Source organism: Streptomyces sp. HUAS TT7 (assembly GCF_051550175.1).
In the GTDB taxonomy this organism is placed as follows: Bacteria; Actinomycetota; Actinomycetes; order Streptomycetales; family Streptomycetaceae; genus Streptomyces.
Genome location: NZ_CP196175.1, coordinates 6,880,162 through 6,897,853 on the forward strand (window position 1 = coordinate 6,880,162; position 17,692 = coordinate 6,897,853).

Annotated in this window: 11 protein-coding genes and 1 pseudogene; 4 read left to right on the plus strand and 8 right to left on the minus strand. The window is 68.2% G+C overall.

The annotated features are described in order from the left end of the window. Positions 1 to 29: 29 nt before the first annotated feature. The 6 genes and pseudogenes from ACSHXC_RS30955 to ACSHXC_RS30980 form a co-directional block, all read right to left on the minus strand. Complete coding sequence (locus ACSHXC_RS30955; protein WP_438294716.1) at positions 30 to 1,106, minus strand: LLM class flavin-dependent oxidoreductase; 1,077 nt, start codon at positions 1,104 to 1,106, stop codon at positions 30 to 32. Between the two features lie 126 nt (positions 1,107 to 1,232). Continuing rightward, positions 1,233 to 1,640, minus strand: a pseudogene (locus ACSHXC_RS30960) (glycerol-3-phosphate dehydrogenase C-terminal domain-containing protein); the annotation flags it as partial. Positions 1,641 to 2,208: 568 nt separating this feature from the next. Next, on the minus strand, positions 2,209 to 3,759 hold the full coding sequence (locus ACSHXC_RS30965) for an FAD-dependent oxidoreductase (protein WP_438294717.1): 1,551 nt from the start codon (positions 3,757 to 3,759) through the stop codon (positions 2,209 to 2,211). A gap of 5 nt (positions 3,760 to 3,764) precedes the next feature. Further along, positions 3,765 to 5,291, minus strand: a complete 1,527-nt coding sequence (gene glpK, locus ACSHXC_RS30970; protein WP_438294718.1) for a glycerol kinase GlpK — start codon at positions 5,289 to 5,291, stop codon at positions 3,765 to 3,767. A 40-nt stretch (positions 5,292 to 5,331) separates the two neighbouring features. Continuing rightward, positions 5,332 to 6,108: an MIP/aquaporin family protein gene (locus ACSHXC_RS30975; protein ID WP_438294719.1), complete on the minus strand. Its 777-nt coding sequence runs from the start codon at positions 6,106 to 6,108 to the stop codon at positions 5,332 to 5,334. A 353-nt stretch (positions 6,109 to 6,461) separates the two neighbouring features. Then, entirely contained in the window at positions 6,462 to 7,226 is a 765-nt protein-coding gene (locus ACSHXC_RS30980; protein ID WP_438294720.1) for an IclR family transcriptional regulator, read from the minus strand. A 291-nt stretch (positions 7,227 to 7,517) separates the two neighbouring features. Here ACSHXC_RS30980 and metH point away from each other — a divergent pair, with 291 nt between their 5' ends. From metH to ACSHXC_RS31000, 4 genes are all read left to right on the plus strand, one after another. Then, positions 7,518 to 11,039: a methionine synthase gene (gene metH / locus ACSHXC_RS30985; protein ID WP_438294721.1), complete on the plus strand. Its 3,522-nt coding sequence runs from the start codon at positions 7,518 to 7,520 to the stop codon at positions 11,037 to 11,039. A gap of 129 nt (positions 11,040 to 11,168) precedes the next feature. Then, entirely contained in the window at positions 11,169 to 11,870 is a 702-nt protein-coding gene (locus ACSHXC_RS30990; RefSeq protein ID WP_438294722.1) for an HAD family hydrolase, read from the plus strand. A 490-nt stretch (positions 11,871 to 12,360) separates the two neighbouring features. Beyond that, positions 12,361 to 13,962, plus strand: a complete 1,602-nt coding sequence (locus tag ACSHXC_RS30995) for an ABC transporter substrate-binding protein (RefSeq protein WP_438294723.1) — start codon at positions 12,361 to 12,363, stop codon at positions 13,960 to 13,962. Between the two features lie 71 nt (positions 13,963 to 14,033). Then, positions 14,034 to 15,626, plus strand: a complete 1,593-nt coding sequence (locus ACSHXC_RS31000) for an ABC transporter substrate-binding protein (protein WP_438296916.1) — start codon at positions 14,034 to 14,036, stop codon at positions 15,624 to 15,626. A 337-nt stretch (positions 15,627 to 15,963) separates the two neighbouring features. On the opposite strand, the gene ACSHXC_RS31005 is transcribed toward ACSHXC_RS31000, so the two are convergent. Both ACSHXC_RS31005 and ACSHXC_RS31010 read right to left on the minus strand, forming a co-directional pair. Continuing rightward, positions 15,964 to 16,635, minus strand: coding sequence for a response regulator (locus tag ACSHXC_RS31005; RefSeq protein ID WP_053723497.1), 672 nt, complete (start codon positions 16,633 to 16,635; stop codon positions 15,964 to 15,966). A 127-nt stretch (positions 16,636 to 16,762) separates the two neighbouring features. Continuing rightward, entirely contained in the window at positions 16,763 to 17,620 is an 858-nt protein-coding gene (locus ACSHXC_RS31010) for a RecB family exonuclease (RefSeq protein ID WP_438294724.1), read from the minus strand. Positions 17,621 to 17,692 lie beyond the last annotated feature (72 nt).

The window sequence follows — 17,692 nt, forward strand, 5'->3', positions numbered from 1 at the left end:
TTATGCGCGTCCCGCCCTCCTCCCAGCCCTCACTCCCCGAGAGAGCCGGACTCCCACAGCGTGCTCGGCGCCTCTTTCCGCACGACCGGGGCGATCTCCTCGGCGAACCGTGCCAGTGTCTCGACCTGCTCGGCCGTGGAGAGCCCGAACCCGTCGACGGTGACGGACTGGAGGTCGTGCCGGTACGCCTCGTGGAAGCCGAGGATCTTGTCGATGATCTGCTGCGGGGAGCCGATGAGCTGGGGCCCGTCGGCGATGGCGTCCTCGATGGTGCGGAACGGGGTGTTGTATCCCGCCTTGCCCTCCAGATGCGGCTTGAACGTCTGCCGCACCCTCGCCTCGTACACCTCCCGGTAGCGCGAGACCGCCTGCTCGGCCGTGTCGGCGATCAGCAGCCCGCCCGAGCCCGCCGCGACGTGTGCCCGCGCCGGGTCGTGCCCGTACTCCTCGAACTTCTCCCGGTAGTGCGCGATGAGCTTCGCGTAGGCCGCGCGCGGCTGGATCGCGTTGGCCGTGAACAGCGGATCGCCGTGTCGGGCCGCGAGTTCGGGGGAGTTGAGCGAGGTCGCCGAGCCGTGCCAGATCCGCGGCACCCCGTCGTACGGCCTCGGCACGGTCGTGACGTCGGTCAGGGGCGGACGGAATTCGCCCTGCCAGTGCACGCCCTCCTCGCTCCACAGCCGCCGCAGGAGCTCGTACTTCTCCCGCTGGAGGTCCCACTGGCGGGACTCGTCGAGCCCGAACAGGTCGAAGTGGCCGGCCTCCGCGCCCTTTCCGATCACCAGCTCGACGCGGCCGCGCGAGATCTGGTCGAGCGTCGCGTAGTCCTCGGCCACCCGTACCGGGTCGAGGATCGCGACGACGGTCACCCCGGTGAGGAGCCGGATGCGCCTGGTGCGCGCGGCGAGTGCGCCGAGCAGCACGGTCGGGCTGGAGGAGAGATAGGCCCCGGCGTGCCGCTCGCCGATGGCGTACGCGTCGTAGCCGAGCCGCTCGGCCTGCTCGCCGACTTCGAGGACCTGCGCCAACCGGTCGGCGGGAGTGGGGAGTTCACCCGTCAGCGGGTGCGGGGCGTGGCCGACGATGGAGAGTACTTGAAACTTCATGCCCCTACTCTCGCCCCGCCCTGTTGCAGGCGCGTGTACGCGACATGGCGGCGGCCCCGGCGCGCACGCCGAAGGGGCGGCTCCCGTGCAGGAGAGCCGCCCCTTCGTCAGATCGCTGACGTTTCGTCAGTTCTTCTTCTGCAGCAGGACGTCGACCTTGTCGCGGATCTCGTCCGTCGCCAGACCCCGGATCGTCAGGGTCGTGCGGCGGCGCAGCACGTCGTCCGCCGTCTCGGCCCACTCGTGGTCGCGGGCGTACACGACCTGTGCCCAGATCTCCGGCGCGTCCGGGTGGATGCGCTCGGCCAGGGCCGCGTCGTCGTTGGCCAGGCGCGCGATGTCGAAGGACAGCGAACCGTAGTGCGTGGCCAGGTGCTTGGCGGTGTCGGCCGCCATGCGCGGGCCGGGCGCCGGGCCGTCCACCATCAGGCGGTGGGCGACGGCGCGCGGGTTGGCGATGCCGGGCAGCGGCATCTTGCCAGGCAGTTCGGAGATGGGCTCGAAGTCGTCGCCGAGCGGGTGGCCCGGCAGCTGCATTCCATTCCATTCCATTCCATTCCATTCCATTCCATTCCATTCCATTCCATTCCATTCCATTCCATTCCATTCCATTCCATTCCATTCCATTCCATTCCATTCCATTCCATTCCATTCCATTCCATTCCATTCCATTCCATTCCATTCCATTCCATTCCATTCCATTCCATTCCATTCCATTCCATTCCATTCCATTCCATTCCATTCCATTCCATTCCATTCCATTCCATTCCATTCCATTCCATTCCATTCCATTCCATTCCATTCCATTCCATTCCATTCCATTCCATTCCATTCCATTCCATTCCATTCCATTCCATTCCATTCCATTCCATTCCATTCCATTCCATTCCATTCCATTCCACATTCCATTCCATTCCATTCCATTCCATTCCATTCCATTCCATTCCATTCCATTCCATTCCATTCCATTCCATTCCATTCCATTCCATTCCATTCCATTCCATTCCATTCCATTCCATTCCATTCCATTCCATTCCATTCCATTCCATTCCATTCCATTCCATTCCATATATATATCCATTCCATATATATATCCATTCCATTATATATGATGGGTCGTGCGGCGGCGCAGCACGTCGTCCGCCGTCTCGGCCCACTCGTGGTCGCGGGCGTACACGACCTGTGCCCAGATCTCCGGCGCGTCCGGGTGGATGCGCTCGGCCAGGGCCGCGTCGTCGTTGGCCAGGCGCGCGATGTCGAAGGACAGCGAACCGTAGTGCGTGGCCAGGTGCTTGGCGGTGTCGGCCGCCATGCGCGGGCCGGGCGCCGGGCCGTCCACCATCAGGCGGTGGGCGACGGCGCGCGGGTTGGCGATGCCGGGCAGCGGCATCTTGCCAGGCAGTTCGGAGATGGGCTCGAAGTCGTCGCCGAGCGGGTGGCCCGGCAGCTGCTCCAGCTTCTTCATCACCGTACGGCCGATGTGGCGGAAGGTCGTCCACTTGCCGCCGGCCACCGACAGCATGCCGCCGCGGCCCTCGGTGACGACCGTCTCGCGCTTGGCCTTGGAGGTGTCGCCCGGACCGCCGGGCAGCACCCGCAGACCGGCGAAGGAGTACGTGATCAGGTCGCGCGACAGCTGCTGGTCGCGGATCGAGAACGCGGCCTCGTCGAGGATCTGCGCGGTGTCCGCCTCGGTGACGCGGACGTCCGCCGGGTCGCCCTCGAACTCCTCGTCGGTGGTGCCGAGCAGGAGCATGTCCTCCCAGGGCAGGGCGAACGTGATGCGGTACTTGTCGATCGGGGTCGCGAGCGCGGCCTTCCAGGGGGCGGTGCGCTTGAGGACCAGGTGCGCGCCCTTCGAAAGGCGTATGGAGGGAGCCGAGTTCGGGTCCTCCATCTTGCGCAGGTGGTCGACCCAGGGGCCGGTCGCGTTCAGGACGAGGCGGGCGTTGACGCCGAACTCCTCGCCGTCCATGCGGTCCTTGAGGTCGGCGCCGGTGACCCGGCCCTTGGTGAAGCGCAGGCCGGTGACCTCGGCGTGGTTGAGGACGACCGCGCCGGCCTCGACGGCCGCGCGGACCGTCATCAGGGCCATGCGGGCGTCGTTCATCTGGTCGTCGCCGTACACGGCCACGGCCTTCAGGTTGTCCGTACGCAGCTCCGGCACGTCCGCCGCGGCCTTCGCGGGGGAGAGCAGGTGGCCGACGCCGTCGCCGAAGGCGGAAAGCGCCGAGTAGGCGAAGACGCCGGCACCCAGCTTGGCGGCGCCGTGCGGGCCGCCCTTGTACACGGGCAGGTAGAACGTGAGCGGGTTGGCGAGGTGCGGGGCCACCTGACGGGACACCGCACGCCGCTCGAAGTGGTTCTCCGCGACCAGCTTCACCGCGCCGGTCTGCAGGTAGCGCAGACCGCCGTGGAGCAGCTTGGAGGAGGCGGAGGAGGTGGCGCCGGCGAAGTCACCGGCGTCCACCAGGGCCACCCGCAGACCGGACTGCGCGGCGTGCCAGGCGGTGGAGATGCCCAGGATGCCGCCGCCGATGACCAGGAGGTCGTACGTCGCCTTGGACAGTTGCTCCCGAGTCTCGGCGCGGCTCGGGTGGGAGCCGGAGGCCGGGTGCGTCCCGAGGGCAGGGACGCTCTGCAGGGTGGTCATGTCGATTACTCCTCGTCCTCGATCCAGCCCATGGTCCGCTCGACGGCCTTGAGCCAGTTCTTGTACTCGCTGTCACGCCTGTCGGCGTCCATGCGAGGGGTCCATTCCGCCGCCCGGCGCCAGTTGGCGCGCAGCGCGTCGGTGTCCGGCCAGAAGCCGACGGCCAGACCGGCGGCGTAGGCGGCGCCGAGGCAGGTCGTCTCGGCGACCATCGGACGCACGACCGGCGCGTCCAGGAAGTCCGAGAGGGTCTGCATCAGCAGGTTGTTGGAGGTCATGCCGCCGTCGACCTTCAGCGCGGTCAGCTCGACGCCCGAGTCCTTCGTCATGGCGTCGGTGATCTCGCGGGTCTGCCAGGCGGTGGCCTCAAGGACGGCGCGCGCGATGTGCGCCTTGGTGACGTACCGGGTGAGGCCGGCGATCACACCGCGGGCGTCGGAGCGCCAGTACGGGGCGAACAGGCCGGAGAAGGCCGGCACGAAGTAGGCGCCGCCGTTGTCCTCGACCGAGGAGGCCAGGGTCTCGATCTCCGCGGCGGTCTTGATCATGCCCATCTGGTCGCGCATCCACTGGACGAGCGAGCCGGTGACGGCGATGGAGCCTTCGAGGGCGTAGACCGGCTTCTGGTCGCCGATCTGGTAGCCGACCGTCGTCAGCAGGCCGTTGTAGGAGTTGACGGGCTTGTCACCGGTGTTCATCAGCATGAAGGTGCCGGTGCCGTAGGTCGACTTGGCCTCGCCCTCGGAGAAGCAGGTCTGGCCGAACAGGGCCGCCTGCTGGTCACCGAGCGCGGAGGCGACGGGGATGCCGTCCAGGACGCCGCCCTTGGCGTGGCCGTACACCTCGGCGGAGGAGCGGATCTCGGGCAGCACGGCCGCCGGGATCTCCATGGACGACAGGATCTTGTCGTCCCACGCCATCTCGTGCAGGTTCATCAGGAGGGTGCGCGAGGCGTTGGTGACGTCCGTGACGTGCACACCGCCGTCGGTGCCGCCGGTCAGGTTCCAGATGACCCAGGAGTCCATGGTGCCGAAGAGGATGTCGCCGCGCTCGGCGCGCTCGCGCAGGCCCTCGACGTTGTCGAGCAGCCAGCGCACCTTCGGGCCCGCGAAGTACGAGGCGAGCGGCAGGCCGGTCTCGCGGCGGAAGCGGTCCTGGCCGACGTTGCGGCCGAGTTCCTTGCAGAGCGCGTCGGTGCGGGTGTCCTGCCAGACCAGCGCGTTGTGCACGGGCTCGCCGGTGTTCTTGTCCCACATCAGCGTGGTCTCACGCTGGTTGGTGATGCCGATCGCCTTGACGTCGGCGGCGGTGATGCCCGCCTTCTCGATCGCGCCGGCCACGACTTCCTGGACGTTGGTCCAGATCTCGGCGGCGTCGTGCTCCACCCAGCCCGGCTTCGGGAAGATCTGCTCGTGCTCCTTCTGGTCGACCGAGACGATCCGGCCGTCCTTGTCGAAGACGATGCAGCGGCTGGAGGTGGTGCCCTGGTCGATGGCCGCGATGAACGGGCCGGTGGTGTGCGTGTCGCTCATGGGGTGCTCCCGGTAGGTCCGAAGGGGGTCGCGTCGTGTCTCAGGCGAAGGCGATGTTGTAGATGCCACCGGCGATCGCCCCGCCGATCAGCGGGCCGACGACGGGGATCCACGCGTAGCTCCAGTCCGAGCCGCCCTTGTTGGGCAGGGGCAGCAGGGAGTGCACGATGCGCGGGCCGAGGTCGCGGACCGGGTTGATGGCGTAGCCGGTCGGACCGCCGATCGAGAGACCGATGCCCACCACGACGAGCGAGGTGATCAGGACACCGATGACGCCGAGACCCTTGCCGTCGCCGTTGAGGCCCTGGGTCAGGATCGCGAGCACCAGAATGATGGTGGCGATGACTTCCGTGACCACGTTCTGGACCACGTTGCGGATCTCCGGGCCGGTCGAGAAGATGCCGAGCACGGGGCCTGCCTGGCGCTCGCGGGCCTCGACCGCCTTGCCGTCGCCCACGATCTCGGGGTCGGTGAGGTGCGCGTGGAACTGGCCGTAGTAGGCGAGCCACACGAGGACCGCGCCGAGCATGGCGCCGAGGATCTGTCCGCCGAGGTACACGGGGACGTCGCTCCACTTGGTGCCGCCCTCGATCGCGAGACCCAGGGTCACCGCGGGGTTGAGGTGGGCGCCCGAGAGCGGGGCCGAGATGTAGGCGGCGGTCAGCACGGCGAAGCCCCACCCGAAGGTGATCGCGAGCCAGCCGGCGTTCCGCGCCTTCGAGCGCTTCAACGTGACGGCGGCGCACACGCCACCGCCCAGCAGGGTGAGAACGGCGGTACCAATGATCTCGCCGGTGAAGATGTCGTGGCTGGACACCCGCGACTCCTTTGTCCTTCGTCCAGGGGGAAATCCCAACAAGCAGAGCACCGGGTCCCTCCGGTGATCCGCGCCCTCAATGGCTGAGGGCTGTCCGGCCCATGGCGTTGTCACACTCTAACTCGTATTGCCGGTAGGTGTTCGACAATGCCGACCGCTGAACGGCAGTTTTGCCCCCGGGTTAACTGGACGTCAATACTTCTGTGGCTGGAATCCCTGATCGTTACCAGGTGGTACGAACCACCAAACATGGACCCAGTTCCAGGATCAAGATCATGTACTGGTATGGCGCGGGTCGCTCCGGCAGTGTTCCGCCCTGCGGCGAGCGGGCTTGAGCGCCCGGCGCCGCACCGCTAGAAGCGGCCGGCGCCCAGGTCCCGCGAGACCGCGCGGGCGCAGTCGCGTACCGCGGCCACCAGCTCGGGCCGCACCTCGCCGTCCTTGCAGACCCGCTCGACGGCGCCCGTGACGCCCACCGCGCCGACCGGCATCCGGCGCCGGTCGTGGATCGGGGCGGCCACCGAGGCGACGCCCTCCCAGGTCTCCTCGATGTCCGAGCCCCAGCCGCGCGCCCGGGTGACGTCGAGCAGCCCCTCGAAGCTCTCGGGCGCGGTGACCGTGTGGGTCGTGAACGCCTCGCGCATGCTGTCCACGGCCTCGGTGTGCGCCACCGGGTCGTACGCGGAGAGCACCTTGCCCAGGGCCGTGGAGTGCAGCGGCTGCATGGCGCCCACTTCGAGCACCTGGCGGCTGTCGTCGGGCCGGAAGACGTGGTGCATGATCAGCACGCCCTGCTGGTGGAGCACCCCCACGTACACACTCTCGCCGCTGGACCGCGCCAGGTCGTCCGTCCACACCAGGGCGCGCGCCCGCAGCTCGTGGACGTCCAGGTAGCTGTTGCCCAGGCGCAGCAGCTCGGCGCCCAGCTGGTAGCGGCCGGAGGCCGGGTCCTGCTCCACGAAGCCCTCGGCCTGCAGGGTGCGCAGGATGCCGTGCGCGGTGCCCTTGGCGAGGCCCAGTGCGGAGGCCACCTCGGACAGTCCGAGCCGCCGCTCGCCCCCCGCGAGCAGCCGCAGCATGGCGGCCGCCCGTTCGAGCGACTGGATGTTGCGCGCCATCGCGCTCCCTCCCTTTTCGGGCACTGCTGAACCGGCTGTCGCCGCTGAAGCGGCCGGCTCTCACATCGACTGGTTCGACAATGCTGAACAGTATCGGCCGTTGCCGACCTCGTGTCACCGCGAGTGCGGCCCCTCCCGACACTTCCGGACACTCAAATTCGGCCGAGCCCCGGCCGTCCGCCCCCTGATACACCCGCGCGTCGCCCGGGGCCGCCCGGTTAGGCTGGCCGCGTGCGCCCTCCCACCGGAAGGCGCAAAGCCGACAGCCGTCGCACTCCAGGGAGCACATCCATGGCCTCGTTGCCGACCCCTTCCGCTGACAGCCGGACCCGTATCGACGCCCTCCGTGAGGCGCTGGCCACCCGGGTGGTGGTGGCCGACGGTGCGATGGGCACGATGCTGCAGGCGCAGGATCCCACCCTGGAGGACTTCCAGGACCTCGAAGGGTGCAACGAGGTCCTGAACGTGACCCGCCCCGACATCGTGCGCTCGGTCCACGAGGCGTACTTCTCGGTCGGCGTGGACTGCGTGGAGACCAACACCTTCGGCGCCAACCACACCGCGATGAGCGAGTACGACATCCCGGAGCGGGTGCACGAGCTGTCGCAGGCGGGCGCCCGCATCGCCCGCGAGGTCGCCGACGAGTTCACCGCCTCGACCGGACAGCAGCGCTGGGTGCTCGGCTCCATCGGGCCGGGGACGAAGCTGCCGACGCTCGGCCACATCGGCTACCCCACGCTGCGCGACGGCTTCCAGGCGAACGCCGAGGGCCTGATCGCGGGCGGCGCGGACGCTTTGATCGTCGAGACCACCCAGGACCTGCTCCAGACCAAGTCCGCCATTCTCGGCGCCCGCCGCGCGATGGAGGCCACCGGGGCCGATCTGCCGCTCCTTGTCTCGCTCGCCTTCGAGACGACCGGCACGATGCTCCTTGGTTCCGAGATCGGCGCCGCGCTGACCGCCCTTGAGCCGCTCGGCGTCGACATGATCGGTCTGAACTGCTCGACCGGCCCCGCCGAGATGAGCGAGCACCTGCGCTACCTCACCCGGCACTCCCGCATCCCGTTGCTCTGCATGCCCAACGCCGGCCTGCCCGTCCTCACCCGGGACGGCGCCCACTTCCCGCTCGGGCCCGAGGGCCTGGCCGATGCGCAGGAGAACTTCGTCCGCGACTACGGCCTGTCCCTGGTGGGCGGCTGCTGCGGTACGACGCCGGAGCACCTGCGCCAGGTCGTCGAGCGGGTGCGCGGAAGCGCCCCCGGCGAGCGCCACCCGCGCCCGGAGCCGGGCGCCGCCTCGCTCTACCAGACCGTGCCGTTCCGCCAGGACACCTCCTACCTGGCGATCGGCGAGCGGACGAACGCGAACGGGTCGAAGAAGTTCCGCGAGGCCATGCTGGAGGGCCGCTGGGACGACTGTGTGGAGATGGCCCGCGACCAGATCCGCGAGGGCGCTCACATGCTCGACCTGTGTGTCGACTATGTCGGCCGGGACGGTGTGGCCGACATGGCCGAGCTGGCCGGCCGCTTCGCGACGGCCTCCACCCTGCCCATCGTCCTGGACTCGACGGAACTCCCGGTCATCCAGGCCGGGTTGGAGAAGCTGGGCGGCCGCGCGGTCATCAACTCGGTCAACTACGAGGACGGCGACGGGCCCGAGTCGCGGTTCGCGAAGGTGACCGGGCTGGCGGTCGAGCACGGCGCCGCGCTGATCGCGCTGACCATCGACGAGGAGGGCCAGGCCCGCACCGTCGAGACGAAGGTCGCGATCGCCGAGCGGCTCATCGCGGACCTGACCGGGAACTGGGGGGTGCACGAGTCGGACATCCTCATCGACGCCCTCACCTTCACCATCTGCACCGGCCAGGAGGAGTCGCGCGGCGACGGCATCGCCACCATCGAGGCGATCCGCGAGCTCAAGCGCCGCCACCCGGACGTGCAGACCACGCTCGGCCTGTCCAACATCTCCTTCGGCCTGAACCCGGCCGCCCGCGTCGTCCTCAACTCCGTCTTCCTGGACGAGTGCGTGAAGGCCGGCCTGGACTCGGCGATCGTGCACGCCTCGAAGATCCTGCCGATCGCCCGCCTGGAGGAGGAGCAGGTCAAGGTCGCCCTCGACCTGATCTATGACCGCCGCGCCGAGGGCTACGACCCCCTGCAGAAGCTCATGGAGCTGTTCGAGGGCGTCAACATGAAGTCGATGAAGGCGGGAAAGGCCGAGGAACTCCTCGCCCTGCCGCTGGACGAGCGCCTCCAGCGCCGCATCATCGACGGCGAGAAGAACGGCCTGGAAGCCGACCTGGACGAGGCCCTGACGACCACGCCCGCCCTCGACATCGTCAACAACACCCTGCTCGAAGGCATGAAGGTGGTCGGCGAGCTGTTCGGCTCCGGCCAGATGCAGCTGCCGTTCGTGCTCCAGTCCGCCGAGGTCATGAAGTCGGCGGTCGCCCACCTGGAGCCGCACATGGAGAAGTCGGAGGCGGAGGGCAAGGGCACCATCGTGCTGGCCACCGTGCGCGGCGACGTCCACGACATCGGCAAGAACCTCGTCGACATCATCCTGTCCAACAACGGCTACAACGTCGTCAACCTCGGCATCAAGCAGCCGGTCTCCGCGATCCTGGAAGCCGCCGAGGAGCACCGCGCCGATGTCATCGGCATGTCCGGCCTCCTGGTCAAGTCCACCGTGATCATGAAGGAGAACCTGGAGGAGCTCAACCAGCGCAAGCTGGCGGCCGAGTACCCGGTCATCCTCGGCGGCGCGGCCCTGACCCGGGCCTATGTCGAGCAGGACCTGCACGAGATCTACGAGGGCGAAGTCCGCTACGCCCGCGACGCGTTCGAGGGGCTCCGCCTCATGGACGCCCTGATCGGCGTCAAGCGCGGCGTGCCCGGAGCCGTACTCCCGGAACTGAAGCAGCGCCGCGTCCCCCAGCGCCCCGTCACATCCGAGGCCGGCACCCCGGAAGCCGGGGAGCCCGAGGGCGCGGTGCGCTCGGATGTGGCCACCGACAACCCGGTGCCCACCCCGCCGTTCTGGGGCACCCGCGTCATCAAGGGCATCCCGCTCAAGGAATACGCCTCCTGGCTGGACGAGGGCGCCCTGTTCAAGGGCCAGTGGGGGCTGAAGGAAGCCCGCAAGGGCGGACCGACGTACGAGGAACTGGTGGAGACCGAGGGCCGCCCGCACCTGCGCGGCTGGCTCGACAAACTGCACACCGAAGGCCTCCTGGAGGCGGCCGTCGTGCACGGCTACTTCCCCTGTGTGTCCAAGGGTGACGACCTGATCCTGCTGAACGACGACGGCAGCGAGCGCACCCGCTTCACCTTCCCGCGCCAGCGGCGCGGACGGCGGCTGTGCCTGGCGGACTTCTTCCGCCCGGAGGACTCCGGCGAGGTGGATGTCGTGGGCCTCCAGGTCGTCACCGTCGGCTCCCGCATCGGTGAGGAGACCGCCAAGCTCTTCGCGGCCAACTCCTACCGCGACTACCTCGAACTGCACGGCCTGTCCGTCCAGTTGGCCGAGGCACTCGCCGAGTACTGGCACGCCCGGGTGCGCTCCGAGCTCGGCTTCGCCGGTGAGGACCCCTCCGACGTCCAGGACATGTTTGCCCTGAAGTACCGCGGCGCGCGCTTCTCGCTCGGCTACGGGGCCTGCCCCGACCTGGAGGACCGGGCGAAGATCGCCGAGCTGCTCGAACCGGAGCGGATCGGCGTCCACCTCTCCGAGGAGTTCCAGCTCCACCCCGAGCAGTCCACCGACGCCATCGTCATCCACCACCCCGAAGCCAAGTACTTCAACGCCCGATGACGGGGCGCGGCACATAATTCAGCGCATGTTCAGCGGGCCGGACGTACACTGGTCGGCCCAGTAAAGGCCGGTCGCTTTTCCCAGCTGGGGAAGGCGACCGGCCTTCTCGTCCCTTCAGGAGGTGTGCCGATGACCAGTACGGTCCCCGCAGCCATGACACGTACAGCCGAAGGCTCGGCCCTCCAGGCCGTCTTCCTCGACATGGACGGCACCCTGGTCGATACCGAGGGCTTCTGGTGGGACGCCGAGCGCGAGGTCTTCGCCGACCTCGGGCACGCCCTCGACGAGTCGTGGCGGGACGTGGTGGTGGGTGGCCCGATGACGCGCAGCGCGGGCTTCCTCATCGAGGCCACCGGTGCCGACATCACCCTGGCCGAGCTGACCGTACTGCTCAACGAACGCTTCGAGGCGCGCATCACCCGCGGGGTGCCGCTGATGCCCGGCGCCGCCCGGCTGCTGAGCGAGCTCGCCGCCCACAACATCCCGACGGCCCTGGTCTCGGCCTCGCACCGCCGCATCATCGACAAGATCGTCCACTCGCTGGGCCCGTCCAACTTCGCCCTGACCGTCGCCGGCGACGAGGTGGCCCGTACCAAGCCGCACCCCGACCCGTACCTGATCGCCGCCGGCGGACTCGGCGCCGATCCCGCCAGGTGCGCCGTCGTGGAGGACACCGCGACCGGCGTCGCGGCGGCCGAGGCGGCCGGCTGCCGGGTGGTCGCGGTGCCGTCCGTCGCCCCGATCGCGGCCGCCGCGGGCCGGGTCGTGGTCGGCTCCCTCGAAGAGGTCGACCTGGCATTTCTGCGCACCTTGATCACCAGGATGAACTGACCCGCACACCGAGCGTGCGCCGCTGAATGCAACGGAAACTCATCGCAGCCGCGCGTTCATTTTCCGTGACCCCCGCCGTGACGAATTCACATCCTGTCAAAGGGACCCGGGTGGTGACGTTCGTCACCCGGCAGGGGGTCGACAGGAGCCCGATCCGGCCACTCCGGGCCCCCCGGACGCACCCTTGTGTCCCATTTGGTGATCTCGTGTACGAATCATTCCGTCCCCCGTATATCGGTGGGCCGGTATTGCGGCGGACAGATTGATTCCCCGTGCACCAGAGCCAGTTCCAGCTTTTCGTACGGCGCGCACTAATCTCGTCCGAGAACTTCGCCGCACCCTCATCTGCCCCGCCGCACACCAAGCGGACGGGAGCGCAGGTCCGATCGCACAAACCCGGCCCGATCGCCCCGCCCCGAACGGGCGGACGCGGCGGAGTGTCCCGTACACAGCTGTACCCCAAAGTGCCGGACAAGGGAGATCGTCCAGGATGAACCGCAAGACTTTGGTGCTGCCGGCCGTAGTGGCCTTGCTCGCTCCCGTACTCGCCGCCTGTGGCGGATCGGAGAGCGGGGGAGACGGCGGCAAGACCATCGTCGTGGGCACCACGGACCAGTTCGTGGCAACCAAGGACGCCCCTGCCCCCCTCGATCCGGCGCACGCCTATGAGACGGGCATCTGGAACGTGATGCGCCAGACCACGCAGTCGCTGGTCCACGTTCCGCGCGGCGGCGGCATGCCCGTCCCCGACGCGGCCTCCGCCTGCAACTTCACCGACAAGGAGAACGAGAGCTACCGCTGCACCCTGCGCAGCGGCCTCGAGTTCGCCGACGGCACCAAGGTGACCGCCGACGACGTGAAGTACTCCATCCAGCGCGTGGCCGACATCAAGGACGACAACGGTCCCTCCGGTCTCATCGACAACATCGACACGATGGAGACCAAGGGTGACGCCGAGATCGTCTTCCACCTCAAGACGCCGGACGCCACCTTCCCGTACAAGCTCGCGACGCCCGCCGCGGGGATCGTTCAGAAGGACAAGTACGGGCCGAAGAAGCTCCGTGACGGCTTCGAGATGGACGGCTCCGGGCCGTACAAGATGAAGGCCGAGGTCAAGGGCGAGCAGGCGGTGAAGTTCACCTTCACCAAGAACTCCAACTACAAGGGTGACGTCAAGCTCGCCAACGACAAGATCGAGCTGCGCTCCTTCCCGACGGCCGAGGCCATGGGCACCGCGCTCGCCAAGGGCGAGATCGACATGATGACCCGCGCGATGACGCCGGCGCAGATCCAGCAGATGCAGGTCAGCCCCAGCAAGGACATCAACCTGGTCGAGATGCCCGGTCTGGAGATCCGCTACCTGGGCTTCAACACCGAGGACCCGTCGGTGAAGAACAAGGCCGTGCGCCAGGCGATGGCCCAGGCCATCGACCGCAGCCAGCTCGTGAGCAAGGTGTACGGGCAGAGCGCCGAGCCGCTGTACTCGCTGATCCCGACCTCGATCGCCGGGCACACCAACTCGTTCTTCAACAAGTACGGCGAGGCCAGCAAAGCCAAGGCCCAGGCCATCCTGAAGAACGCCAACATCCAGACGCCCGTCAAGCTCACCCTCAACTACACGAAGGACCACTACGGTTCGATCACCGAGGACGAGTTCAAGAATCTCTCCTCGCAGCTGAACGCGACTGGGCTTTTCAGCACTACGATCCAGGGAACCGAGTGGTCGAAGTTCCGTCCGGCGCAGAAGAAGGGTGAGTACGCGGTCTACGGCCTCGGCTGGTTCCCCGACTTCCCGGACCCGGACAACTTCGTCGCGCCGTTCTTCGGCAAGGACAACTTCCTCAACACTCCGTACGTCAACAACGACATCCGCAACACGCTGATCCCGGAGTCGCGGGTGGCCGCCGACCGCAACCAGGCGTCCAAGCCGTTCGAGTCCATCCAGGACATCGTCGCGGGCGACGTCCCGGTCCTCCCGCTGTGGCAGGGCAAGCAGTACGTCGCTGCCCGCAGCGACATCACCGGCACCGAATGGGCCATCAACTCCTCGTCCGACCTGCAGCTCGGGGAACTGGCGCGAGGAAAGAAGTAACGCAAGACCCGGCCGCGATCCTTCCGTGCCGGCCAGTAATTTCCGTGAGCAGGACTGTGAGGCACGTGCACGTGAAGATCCGGAACCGATGGCTGACGACCCCGCTCGCCGCGGGTGTGGCGGCCGGGCTCCTGAGTGGCTGCGGTACCCAGCAGGGCGGCGACGCCGCGTCCGACGGGGGCGGTTCGGTGGTCATGGGGATGTCCGACGACATCCTGGCCACCGACCCCGCCTCCGGTTACGACCCGGGTTCGTGGCTGTTGTTCAACAACGTCTTCCAGTCGCTGCTCAGCTTCCCCAAGGGCAGTTCGACGCCGCAGCCGGAGGCCGCCCAGGCGTGCAGCTTCGACAAGGGCGGCTCCACGGTCTACCGCTGCACCCTGCGTTCCGGCCTCACCTTCAGCAACGGCGACAAGCTGACCTCCGAGGACGTCAAGTACTCCTTCGAGCGCGTGCTGAAGATCAACGACCCCAACGGCCCGGCGCCGATGCTCGCCACCCTGGGCAAGATCGAGACCCCGGACGAGAAGACGGTCGTCTTCCACCTCAAGGTCCCGGACGCCACCTTCCCCAGCAAGATCGCCTCCGGTGCCGGCTCGATCGTCGACCACAAGGAGTACCCGGCCGACAAGCTCCGCACCGACGGCAAGGCGGTCGGCTCCGGCGTCTACAAGCTGAACTCCTTCGGCGACGACAAGGCCGTCTTCTCGGTCAACTCCTCCTACGAGGGCACGGTCAAGGCCAAGAACTCCGGCATGACCCTGAAGCTCTACCACGGCGACCAGAAGGCCCTGGCCGCCGCCCTGAACAAGGGCGACGTGGACCTCGTCTACCGAGGCCTGACCGCCAAGGACACCGCGGCCCTGCAGAGTTCGCCGACGGCGGACAAGAAGGGCATCGAGGTCATAGAGGGCACCAGTGCCGAGGTTCAGGACCTGGTCTTCAACATGAAGGACCCGGTCGTCGGCAAGGTCGGGGTGCGCAAGGCGATCGCCTACCTCGTCGACCGCGAGGCCCTGGTGCGCGACGTGTACTCGTCCACCGCGAGCCCGCTGTACTCGGTCATTCCGAGCGGCATCACGGCCCACAACACCGCCCTGTTCGACACGTACGGCGGCAGCCCCCAGCCCGCCAAGGCGAAGGCGGCCCTGCACTCGGCGGGCATCACCGGCAAGGTGAAGCTGACCCTGTGGTCCACGCCGAGCCGCTACGGCCCGTCCACCGACGACGAGTTGAAGGCGATAGCCGGGCAGCTCAACGCGAGCGGCCTGTTCGACGCGGATGTGAAGTCGGTCGAGTTCAAGCAGTACGAGAAGGACATCGAGGCCGGGAAGTACGGCGTGTACGTGAAGGGCTGGGTCCCCGACTACCCGGACCCGGACAACTTCACCCTGCCGTTCTTCGGCAAGGGCAACGTGCTGTCCAACAACTACGCGAACAAGCAGATCACCGACGAGATCCTCCCGGCGACCGCGGGCACCGCCGACCGCTCGGCCACCGAGGGCGACTTCGCCAAGCTCCAGGACATCGTCGCCGACGAACTCCCCGTCCTGCCCCTGTGGCAGGGCAAGCAGTACGCGGTGGCCCGGACCGGCATCACGGGCCTGGAGTGGACCCTGGACGCATCAACGGTGTTCCGCTTCTGGGAAATCAAGAAGGGCTGAGGGGAAACCCTGCCAGGGCGCGGGGCCGCGCCATGTCGCGGCCCCGCCAACGGTACTGGGCGCCCTACGGGGGCGCGGGACTTTGGCGTCGTGCGGCTCCGGGCCGCAGCCCGAGGGAGCCCGGACCGATCCTGCCAGGGGCGCGGGGCCGTGACATCGTCCGGCTCCGACGTGTGGGCGCGACCAGCGGTACCGGGCGACCTACAGGGGCGCGGGGAACTGCGCGACCAGTCAAGTACGGCCCGCAGTCGAAAGCCGACCAGATCCAGCCCCTCCGGCGTCTGAGGAGCGGGGGCCCGGGGGCAGAGCCCCCGGTACCTCAGGGAGCCACCCCGCCCTACTGCGCACCGGGCCGCACAAGCCCACTCTCGTACGCGTAAACGGCCGCCTGCACCCGGTCCCGCAAGCCCAGCTTCGTCAGTACATGCCCCACATGCGTCTTCACCGTCGTCTCGCTGACAAACAGATCCGCCGCGATCTCCGCGTTGGAAAGCCCGCGGGCGACCAGCTTCAGGACCTCGACCTCGCGGTCGGTCAGCGTGTGCAGCGTGTCCGGCACCGGCTCCTCGCCGGACGGCAGGTGGTCGGCGTACTTGTCGAGCAGCCGGCGCGTGATCGACGGCGCCAGCATCGCTTCGCCGGCCGCGACCACCCGGATCGCCTGCACCAGCTCGTTGGCGGGCGCGTCCTTCAGGAGGAAGCCGCTGGCCCCCGCCTTGAGCGCCTCCACCACGTATTCGTCGAGGTCGAAGGTGGTCAGGACGAGCACCTTCGCGGGGCCGTCCTTGCCGGGCCCGCTGATCTGCCGGGTCGCCTCGACGCCGTCCATCCGGGGCATCCGGATGTCCATGAGGACCACATCGGGCTGAAGTGCCCGGACCTGATCGAGGGCCTGCAGACCGTCACCGGCCTCGCCGACCACCGCGATGTCCTGCTCGGCCTCCAGGATCATCCGGAAGCCGGTGCGCAGCAGCGGCTGGTCGTCGACCAGTAGGACGCGGATCGCCACGGGTACTCCTCATCAGGATTGCTGGACCGGGCCCATTCTGCCCTGCTCACCGGTGGTGGATGCGGCCGGGCGAGGGCCTGGGCGGCCGCATCCCCGGGGAGGACCGGGCCGAAGGCCGCCGCTGAACTCAGCCTGCCGACTCCGGCGCCGGAGTGATGGACAACGGGTATACCGGGGGAGTCCCCCCGAATTCCGGACAGACCGCCTGGTGGTCGCACCAGCCGCACAGCTTGGTGGGCCGGGGTCGCCAGTCGCCCGTCTCGGTGGCGAGCCGGATCGCTTCCCACAGCGCGAGCAGCTTCCGCTCCACCTGGACGAGATCCGCCTCGACGGGGTCGTACGTCAGCACATCGCCGCTGCCCAGGTACACCAGCTGAAGCCGGCGCGGCACGACCTGCTTCAGCCGCCACACCACCAGGGCGTAGAACTTCATCTGGAAGAGCGCGCCCTCCGCGTACTCCGGCCGCGGCGCCTTGCCCGTCTTGTAGTCGACGATCCGCACCTCGCCGGTGGGCGCCACGTCCACCCGGTCGATGACCCCGCGCAGGCGCAGCCCCGAATCCAGCTCGGTCTCGACGAAGAACTCCCGCTCCACCGGCTCCAGGCGCGTGGGATCCTCCAGCGAGAACCACCGCTCCACCAGCCGCTCGGCCTCGCCCAGCCACTTGGTGAGCCGCTCGCCCCCGGTGTCCTCGGCGAACAGCTCGGTCAGCTCCGGCTTCGATTCGAGCAGCCGGTCCCACTGCCCCGGGATCATCGACTTGGCACGCGGCGCCGTGCGCTCGGCCGCCGGGTCGTCGAAGAGCCGCTCCAGAACGGCGTGCACCAGCGTGCCGCGCGTGGCCGCCTCGCTCGGTTTCTCGGGCAGTCTGTCGATCACCCGGAACCGGTACAGCAAGGGGCACTGCATGAAGTCGTTCGCCCGCGACGGCGACAGCGACGTCGGCTGCTGTGCGGCCGCGGCCCCACCGGTGCTCGTACTCATGACACAGACCCTACGACCCGCCACTGACAGCGAGCGGAATACCATCGACGACAGGCGCCCTCACCCTGCATG